This window comes from Enterococcus lemanii (assembly GCF_016909125.1).
Classification (GTDB): domain Bacteria; phylum Bacillota; class Bacilli; order Lactobacillales; family Enterococcaceae; genus Enterococcus_I; species Enterococcus_I lemanii.
Genome location: NZ_JAFBFD010000060.1, coordinates 1 through 9,376 on the forward strand (window position 1 = coordinate 1; position 9,376 = coordinate 9,376).

9 protein-coding genes are annotated in these 9,376 nt (G+C 37.5%); 1 reads left to right on the top strand and 8 read right to left on the bottom strand.

The window, feature by feature from the left end; all coding sequences use genetic code 11:
• The first annotated feature begins 153 nt into the window (after positions 1–153).
• On the top strand, positions 154–1,101 hold the full coding sequence (locus JOD14_RS12585; protein ID WP_204655128.1) for an FtsX-like permease family protein: 948 nt from the start codon (positions 154–156) through the stop codon (positions 1,099–1,101).
• Between the two features lie 553 nt (positions 1,102–1,654).
• Here JOD14_RS12585 and JOD14_RS12590 read toward each other — a convergent pair.
• The 8 genes from JOD14_RS12590 to JOD14_RS12625 form a co-directional block, all read right to left on the bottom strand.
• Complete coding sequence (locus tag JOD14_RS12590; protein ID WP_204655129.1) at positions 1,655–3,526, bottom strand: heavy metal translocating P-type ATPase; 1,872 nt, start codon at positions 3,524–3,526, stop codon at positions 1,655–1,657.
• Positions 3,527–3,636: 110 nt separating this feature from the next.
• A complete protein-coding gene (locus JOD14_RS12595; protein WP_204655130.1) occupies positions 3,637–4,245 on the bottom strand; it encodes a flavin reductase family protein in 609 nt (202 codons plus the stop codon).
• A gap of 15 nt (positions 4,246–4,260) precedes the next feature.
• Positions 4,261–5,217 carry a ring-cleaving dioxygenase gene (locus JOD14_RS12600; RefSeq protein ID WP_204655131.1) on the bottom strand — a complete coding sequence of 319 codons (957 nt, stop codon included), beginning with the start codon at positions 5,215–5,217 and terminating at the stop codon, positions 4,261–4,263.
• A 15-nt stretch (positions 5,218–5,232) separates the two neighbouring features.
• Positions 5,233–5,649: a MarR family winged helix-turn-helix transcriptional regulator gene (locus JOD14_RS12605; protein WP_204655132.1), complete on the bottom strand. Its 417-nt coding sequence runs from the start codon at positions 5,647–5,649 to the stop codon at positions 5,233–5,235.
• Positions 5,650–5,765: 116 nt separating this feature from the next.
• Positions 5,766–6,143 (bottom strand): HIRAN domain-containing protein, encoded by a 378-nt coding sequence (locus tag JOD14_RS12610; RefSeq protein ID WP_204655133.1) that lies wholly within the window; start codon positions 6,141–6,143, stop codon positions 5,766–5,768.
• A 155-nt stretch (positions 6,144–6,298) separates the two neighbouring features.
• The gene (locus tag JOD14_RS12615) at positions 6,299–7,276 is read right to left on the bottom strand and encodes an ornithine cyclodeaminase family protein (RefSeq protein ID WP_204655134.1); all 978 of its coding nucleotides are present in this window, start codon (positions 7,274–7,276) and stop codon (positions 6,299–6,301) included.
• Positions 7,277–7,291: 15 nt separating this feature from the next.
• Complete coding sequence (locus JOD14_RS12620; RefSeq protein WP_204655135.1) at positions 7,292–8,170, bottom strand: sulfite exporter TauE/SafE family protein; 879 nt, start codon at positions 8,168–8,170, stop codon at positions 7,292–7,294.
• 18 nt (positions 8,171–8,188) lie between these two features.
• On the bottom strand, positions 8,189–8,989 hold the full coding sequence (locus tag JOD14_RS12625; protein ID WP_204655136.1) for a TrmB family transcriptional regulator: 801 nt from the start codon (positions 8,987–8,989) through the stop codon (positions 8,189–8,191).
• Between the last annotated feature and the right edge of the window lie 387 nt (positions 8,990–9,376).

Here is a 9,376-nt window from a genome sequence, read left to right on the forward strand (position 1 = left end):
GATAAAAATTTCTGGAAAAAGGTCATCCTCTGCGCCAGCACTTGTTTTTTTAAAAAAATTTAGGATTTATCATTTTCAGATAATTCTGTTAATTATAAAATATTTTCTGTGCACCACTAGTGTTATTTTATAAAGAATTATGTGCCGAAAGAATTGGTAGAGGACTATAATCTGGATAATATTGACTTACTAGCAGGTGAGTATCCCGAAGACAATAGTAATGAACTATTAGTCCCTGATACTTATGTTCTTTTAACTCAAAACAGTGAGGATTTTGACTCAATGATTGGTACAACCATTTCTTTGAATGTGAGGGACTCAAATAATAACGACGTAAATCAGATTTATCTTGTATCGGGTGTTTATAATACAAATTATAAAAATTCGATTTCCATAGAATATCCAATTTACACGAGTTATTTTCCCAAAGATTACCTTGAGCATTATTTAACACAAGAATCTTATGATTTCTATATAGATAGACTAACAGTAACTCCAGCCACAAGAGATTTTAATCAAAATATTATCAAAGATTATGATTCCTATGTCAGAGCTGTTGGAACAGCTAATACAATGATGATTATCAAAGTAAATTCAGAAAAAAATCTTCCTGAGGTATCCAACAAACTTGAAAAAAAATATCCCTACTATCACCTAGTTTCTCAACGTGATTTAAAAACTGGAGATCTTTCGGCTATTTACTTCGATTTAGTCAAAATTTTAGTTATTGGTTCAATCGTTATTGCATTAGTTACAGGTATCCTCATTTCCTTTTTAAATAAAGGCTATATTAGTAATCGCAGTAAAGAACTAGCCATTTTGTATAGTTTAGGCTTCAGAAAAAGAGAGATTGCTTTTATTATCACTTTGGAAAATAGCATTTTGTATAGTCTTTATACTGTTGTTGCTTTTGTCCTTGCGTATTTAGCAAACAGAATCTATTTTAGTAGAACCGCAATGTTCCAACTATTTTTAACAATGTTTGAGCCATTCAATGTCCTCTCGATCCTATTGTTAATCTTGCTGATGTTAATTATATCAATACTTTGGGGCTTAAACGGTATCCAACAGTCCAACTTAAAAAAATATTTAAACGAATAACGTTTTGAATGTTAAAATGGGTTAGGTTAGTGGGGATAAAAACACATTGGATTGTTGATTCTGGGCGAGCATGATAACTGTATTAAAAGCTTGCAGTCCGTAATAAAGATAGTGGAAATAAAGAAGTTATATTTCATACCAAACCAATAACGATAGCTGTCGTAACTAGTGAAAAAGCTCCTAACCTATTGTTTGGCAGATAAAATTACCAAACAAACCGAAGCCCAAAAGATAAACGTACAACCAATACGGTAAATCAAGCATCGATATGAGCTTTACTAATTTATTTGTATAGATAATTGGTTGATGATTAAGTTATTTTAAGTGCTAGTAGGCATAATACCAATTAACCCAAGTTGCCCATCAATCAAGCGATTGACGGGCATTCTTTGTGATTTTCAATTGATTTATTTATTAGAGAAAAACGAAAGGCTGATTTGAAGCCTTTTTTGTTTCTCGTCATTTGTGAATGTTGGGAACGACCGGGTCATCGATTCGTTATTTTAACCAACCAGTTATTTCCAAAAGTGATACTACTTTTCCAAGCTGTGCTTTATTTCCTTTCCCTCACTTGATAACGAATTAATCGCATGCCGTTAAAAATCACGACTAAAATCGATGCTTCATGGACGAACATACCAGAAGCCATATAAATAAAACCGACAAACAGACCGGCAAATAAGAAAATAACGGTCGCTAAAGCAATAAAAATATTTTGATACATATTGCGCATCGTTTTTTTCGTTAATCCGTAAGCATGAACAAGTTCTTTAAAACTAGAGCGCATTAGTACAATATCAGATGTTTCAACTGCAACATCTGTACCAGATCCCATCGCAATCCCAATATCAGCTAAAGCTAGTGAAGGCGCGTCGTTAATGCCATCTCCAATAAAAGCCACTTTATGATTTGCTTGTTGCAACTTTTTCACCTCTGCGACTTTATCAGCGGGTAGTAATTCTGCATGGACTTCCTCAATGCCTAATTGCTTAGCGACTGCATGGGCTGTGATTGGATTATCTCCTGTTAACATCACAAAACGTTTCATCCCCATTTTACGCAATTGCGCGATCGCAGTTTTTGCTTCTGGTCGAATTTCATCGGCAACACCAAAAAGAAAGACTAACTTTGTCGGCGTGGCAACTAAAACGAGTGAGTTGCCTGCCTCTTTAATGGCTTTTATTTCTGCTTTTATGTCATCAGACCAACGCACATTGGCTTCTTCTAGTAGTCGTTCATTACCAATGTAAAGTATTTGTTCACCAATTTGCGCTTGAATCCCACGACCTTCTAAAACGTTCGTTTGCTCGACCACATGGTTCCCTGTTAATTGTTGCTCGTTTAAAAACGTAACTAAAGCTTTCGCTAACGGGTGATCCGATTCTTTTTCAATGGCCACCACAAAATCAAGTAGTTCACGGTCTTCTTCAATAAATGATACGTATTTTGTAACCGCGGTTTTCCCTTTTGTTAACGTACCGGTTTTATCAAAAACCATCGTATCGACTTGATTCATCCGATCAAAGACTTCCCCACCTTTTATTAGGACCCCATTTTTAGCCCCATTGCCAATGCCAGCAACGTTTGATACCGGTACGCCAATGACTAGTGCGCCTGGACACCCCAAAACCAATACTGTAATCGCTAAACGCACTTCTTTTGAAATGAAATATACGACGATTGCTAAAAGAATAACCGCCGGGGTGTAGTATTTCGAAAATTTATTAATAAATTTTTCTAGTGCCGGCTTACTGTCTTGCGCTTCTTCAACTAGTTCAATGATTTTTCCAAAAGTCGTTTCTTCGCCAACTTTTTGTGCTTCGACTTGGAAGGTTCCATTGGTTAAAATCGTTCCGGCAAAAACTTGCTCCCCTGTTTTTTTATGAACGGGAAAAGATTCCCCTGTAATACTGGCTTCATCCACAAACCCTTCACCAAATAAAATCACACCATCCACCGGAACTTGGGCGCCTGTTTTCACCAATAAGCGATCGCCTTCATCCACAAAATCAATGTCTACTTCTTCCACTTCATTTTCATCATTCAAAAGTAAGGCGGTTTGTGGGGCCATTTGCGTTAAGTCACGAACAGATTGACGTGTCTTCTCAATCGTTCGTCTTTCCAGATAGGCACCAAATAAAAATAAGAACGTCACAATGGCCGACTCATGGTATTCACCAATCAAAAAGGCGCCCACGACTGCAATTGAAACAAGCAATTCGATGCTAATCACTTTATTTTTCAACGCTTGATAGGCTTGATACAGAATCGGTGTCGCTCCTATCACCGAGGCAATAATCAACGTCCACACAGCCAACTTCTCAAAATGAAAGACGTATTCTGCCACCAGACCAATTGTAATAAAGCCGCCACTTAATAAAATCAACGTGTTTCGATATTTTTTTAACCAACTTTGTATTTTCATACTTCTCGCTCCTCTTCTCTTCTTTCTATCCTTAGTTTAAGGCATCGAATAGAAAAGAAAATTGATGGCCGTCAAAAATAGCCATGAAAAATTTTTTTCATGGCTTAAAATTAAGTTGGTCTTGCTAAGGTAAACAGCTCACCTAATTTACTATAATCATTTCCAGCTAAACGACTCACTGGTTTTAGCGAGTGCGGATTGATTTTACCATCTTCATAAACTTGCTCGTCAATGACATAATGTTGAATGGCTAAAATAAAAAAGTCAGCGGTAATTTGATTGTCTTTTTTTATAGGAACATGTTGATAAACTTGAACTTCAAAACGAATTTTCGCCTCATTTAAACTAGGGACTTGTACTTTTATTGACTCGTCTAACGTCAATGCAGCGACCGTTTGCTCACTAACATCTGGTGGCAAATTGGCGGCGGTTTGATTGGCAGCAAGGACATTTTCTTCATCTAAAATATGAATGACCGCTTCTTTTGTCCGTCGCAAATTCCGAGCGGTGTCTTTTTCAACACCTTCTTTTCGTTGGATACTTAAAGAAACAAACGCTGGCTCTGAGCTGACAATATTAAAAAAGCTAAATGGGGCAATATTGACGACCCCGGCTTCTGACTGAGTCACAACAAGCGCAACCGGGCGAGGAATGACTGAACCAATTAATAGTTTGTAATTTTCACGTGCGCTAAGTGCCTCGGGAGAGATTTGGTGCATCCTTTTTTCACTTCCTTAATTCGTTTTAAACGGTTTTACTTGGCTTTCAATGTACGTCCGATTTGGTTCAAGAAATGGTGGCAAGGCCAAAGACTCACCTAGTGTTTCATACGGTTCGTCAACGGTAAAGCCCGGTTCATCAGTCGCAAATTCCACTAAAATATGGCCAATTCGAACATAAAGCGATTTAAAATAAAAGCGTTCAACGAAACCTGAATTAGGGAAACCTTCCACATTTAATAACGTTTCCCAAACTTTTAAAGATTCAGCTTGGGCTAAACGAAAAGCAATATGGTGAACTTCGCCATAACCTTGCTGCCCGACTGCTTGTTTGGTATCTTTTATCAAAATTACTTGCGCGCCGTTCCCACCTTCGCCGACTTCAAGTAAAACGTGATCGCCTTCTTCGGCAACCACTTTAAATTGAAACACCTTTTCAAAAACGGCTAAAAAGTCAGCAAAATAGCTCACCGTGATTTCGACAGGGCCTAAACCGTAAATCGCATAGTCAACTGGCACGGGGCCCTTTTGCCAAGGCGTTCCCGGCGCCATTCCATGATTGTTTTCATCAGAAATGAGTTGATACGCTTGGTTATCAAAGTCCCAAAAGCGTAAAACTTTTTTGCCAAAAACTTCAGTGATGGCTTCATGTTTGATTTTAAATTCAGCAAAGCGAGTCAAATAATAATCCAGCGCGCGATCATTTGGGACACGAAAACTTGTCCGCGTCACGGAATTGGTTCCTTTGATCCCTTGTGGATTGCCTGGAAAATCAAAGAAAGTCATCGTTGTGCCAGGCGTCCCCTTGTCATCGGCATAATAAGTATGGTAAGTTTGAATATCATCTTGATTCACTGTTTTTTTAACTAAACGCATCCCTAGTATTTCGGTAAAAAAGCGATAGTTCTTTTCAACATCACTCGTCATAGCGGTTACGTGGTGCAGCCCAAGTGGGTAATCCGTTTGTTTCATAGTTGATCCTCTTTTCTAATTGACTTTCTTTAACAACTCTTTTAACGTTTGAATCTCTTCAACGGTCAATTGGTCAAAAATATGTTCAATCATTTGAGCATGGCAAGGAAAAACCCGCGCCATTAACTCTTTGCCTGACTCACTAATTTCGACATACGTCACACGCTTATCTTCTTGGCACAAAATCCGATTGACCAGACCTTTTTTTTCTAACTGATCAATCACATACGTCGTTGAACTACTGGCAATTAATATTTTATTTTTAATTCCTTGGGTTGTTTGACGCCCTTTATGAAATAACACTTCTAAGACCGAAAATTCGGTAACATTTAACCCATATTTTTTTATATCTTGGCGGGTGGCCGTTTCCACTGCGTTACTCGTTCTTAATATACCAATAAAGGCTTGTAAACTTAATTCTTGACGGGTCATGTCATTTCCTCCTTTATTTCGAATTCGAGATAATTGTATCAAAAAAAGCAACTTTCCACAACAAAAAAGCTTAGCAGAAGTCCTGTTTTCTTCTACTAAGCCTAAAAAAGTACAAATTAACTGGTGCGTTGATCTTTTAATTTCACGACTACCCGAAATTGTCGCTCTGGGTGACTTTCTTTATTGACATACTGGATACGTGCTTCTAAAATCGTTGCATGCCCAAAGTATAATAATTGATGTAAAAAAGTATTCTTGCTGCTAGGAACATAGCCAAGTTTATAATCTTGATAATAAATAACCACGGCATCTGGATCATGTGGGTTGTCTACTTCTGCAATTAGTTGTACGGGTTTGCCTAGTGTTAGTTCGTCAATCACTTCTAGTCCATCATAATAAGCAAAGCCGGCGACGTGAAAGTCAATGAGATGGCGACTTCTTTCAAAGCGATGTTTTTTAACGGATTCTAACCATTCTTCTTTAAATTCACTCAAGCTCAGTATCTCCTCTCCCGACCAACAACATAAAGAAAACGCTTTCTCTTTACAAGTTAATTATACCGAATAAATAAATAAAAGCTAGTCTTTTTATTTTTTTCCAAAATAAAAAACACAAAAAATCGACGAAAATCGATTTTTTGTGTTTCTCTTTATACGTTAGTCCCTAAACCTTTTTCTAACGCTTTTTCAACAATTTTATTGGCCACTACCACATCTAAAACAGCGGAACCAACCGATTTGAAGACCGTAATTTCTTTCGCTGATGTGCGACCAGTAATTGTTTCGTTCACTAACTGACCTAACTCACCGGTAAAATCATTTAGTGTTAATTCACCCGCATCTAAAGGAACCATCACATCGCCAGCTTCTTTTAAGACCCCGTCCATTGTATCAAAAATCGTCACATCGGCTTTTTGGAAAAGCTCTTTTGGCAACTCACACATTTCAGGTGTATACGAACCAACACCGTTGACATGCGCGCCTGGTTTTACCCATTCAGCAGAAAAAGTTGGTACTTTAGAGGTCGTAACCGTCGTAATAATGTCCGCACCTTCGACACAGGCTTGACTTGTTTTAGCTGGAATCATTTGACAGTTAAATTTTTCAGCCATTTCTTTGGCAAAAGCAACGGCACGATCATAATTAATATCAAAAATACGAACTTCTTCTAATTCACGTGCGGTTAACATCGCTTCTAATTGCGCACTAGCTTGACCACCCGTACCAATTAACGCACCAATTTTTGCATCTTTTCTCGCTAGTAATTCGGTTGCTGCTCCTTGGACCGCACCGGTTCGTAGTTGCGTTAAATACGTGCCATCAAGGCTAGCTTTGACGATACCAGTGAAAGGATCTAAGACAATCATCGTTGCCGGAACTGCTGGTAACCCTTTTTCAACATTCCCTGGATAAACGGAAACAATTTTCACACCTAATGCTGGTGTTTGTCCTTCCACATAAGCAGGCATATATAAACTTTGTCCTGCTTGGCTAGGAATATCAATATTGGTTCTAAGCGGTACACTGGCTTGCCCTTTTGAATAAAGAGCGAGGGCTTCCTTATCCGCATCGATTGCTTCTCGCATTGAAAAACTTTGCATAATTTCTGCTTGATTTAAAACTAACATTTTTTTCTCCAATCTCTATTTAATTGCCGCCAATTTTGTTTTTAATTGTGGCACTAACATGCTATACGCACTATAAAGTAAAACAAAAATCACTACCCATTTTAACATATAAACGTTCAATGACTTGACTAAGAATACTGCGGTTAAAACGCCTAAAACACCAAATGTCGCAGTAAACAATGTGATTTTACGACTATATTCGCCCCATTTGATGAATTGGACACTACCGATTGGCACAGAAAAAGTACAAGCACCCATCATAATTGGGAAAGCTGCTGCTGGATGCAAGCCTAATAAGTAAACCGTCACCATTGTTAAAGCGTAAGAACCAATCCCGATATTATTTAATGCTCCGTATAAGAATAAGAGCGCGCCTGCTAAGACAAGTTTCGCTCCATAAAGTTCCGTTGCTTCCCCATTGGACGGAATCCAGTTCATTTGACCGGCAAAAATTAAAAAGGCGGCCACTACTAATCCCACACCGACAAATAACTTGATCGAACGCTCAGGTAACTTCACTACAAAACGCGGACCAACATAAGCTCCAATCACTTGAGAAATAATACACACCGCTAAAGTTTTAACCCCAACTTCAATACTAGTAATATAAGAAAGAGCCATCACTGCCACTGGTACGACACATTGCGCATTTAACGTTCCTGGCAATTTCTTAATGCTAACCCAATCTAACTTAGGGTATAAAACCGAACTAATCGCAAAATCTGAAATACCAAATGTCGAGAAAAAGAAAATAATAAATGAGCTAAATGGCAAAGCTTTCGTACTCGCTTTTTCCTCTTTAAAACTATCTTTATGCTTGATTAAATCTTTCACAAATGTAAATATAAAATACCCATTGACCAAAACAATTAGTGCTAACAAAATATTCTTCATCTTTTCTTCCTCCACAGATTAATAAATTAATCGAATGTTTTTAAATTCTTTGCCGTATCTTTCTTCTAAACACTCCAGCATTTCTCGAATGATTTTAAGTGTATAGGCGTCATGCTTAATGTATTCCTTTGCTAAACTGACCATCGCATTGTTTTTAGTCCAAGTAATATCGACTTGGCGATTGTTCTCATCAATCGTTCCAAAAACGACCTCTGTTTCATCGGCGACAATATTGATCCAACGTGAACCAAAATCAGCTAGCTTTTCTGATTCAAAGCCATGAATATAATATTTTTCTAGCGGTAACTGATAATCATGTTTTTTACTAAATAAAATCACTACAAATTGTTCGAGTCTTTTTTCAGCTGCTTGTAATAAAGCAATGAATTCCTCGTTTAAATCTTCTTGCCACAATTGAATTAAAAGGCTATGTTGCGCTTTTTTTATAACGTAACTCGCTTTTTCGGTCATGTGCTGATAATTATCTAGTTTCCATAGCATTTCTTCTTCTGCTTCTTCTTTAATTAACCCTAAGTTGCTGGTTAAAAACGCTAAATCTTCTTGCACGTTCTTTTCCAAGCGTGCTAAAAATTCATTCGAAGAAATCGCATGATACAGTTTTGGTTCGGACTTGTTAATAACGATTAAATTTTTTTGTACGAGTTTTTCCAAGATATTATAAACTTTGGATCTCGCTACCCCTGATTGCTTGCTCACTTCGTAACCAGTCAAGGTCCCTTTTTCTAATAGAGTCGTATAAACTTTTGTTTCCATTTCAGAAAAACCATACTTATTCATGATTTGAATCACTTGTTCCATTGTTATTCCTCACTTTTTACAAATAGTAGCTACTACGGTAACTTCTATAATTCATTCTAAAATAAAAAGCAATAACAAATTATATTTTTCACAAGATTCTAATTTTACGTATAAAAAAACACACAAAAAAACGATGACCAAAAATAGTCACCGCTTTTTTTTTAATGAACAAATCGTGTGCTAGCCGTCGCTTGTTTGAAAACAAGTTCAGCACGTCACACAATTTGTTCAATACGAATATTTGATTGAATCGGCTAGCGAAAAAGCCGCTTGCTCGAGGGGTTCGCCAGTGGCTCGGAGCAGAACGCCTTTTTATCACACCTTTTCATTCTCGGGGAGAAAAAGGCTGCTCCTTCGGCAACTTCGATTCCCTCGTTCAAGCGAAAA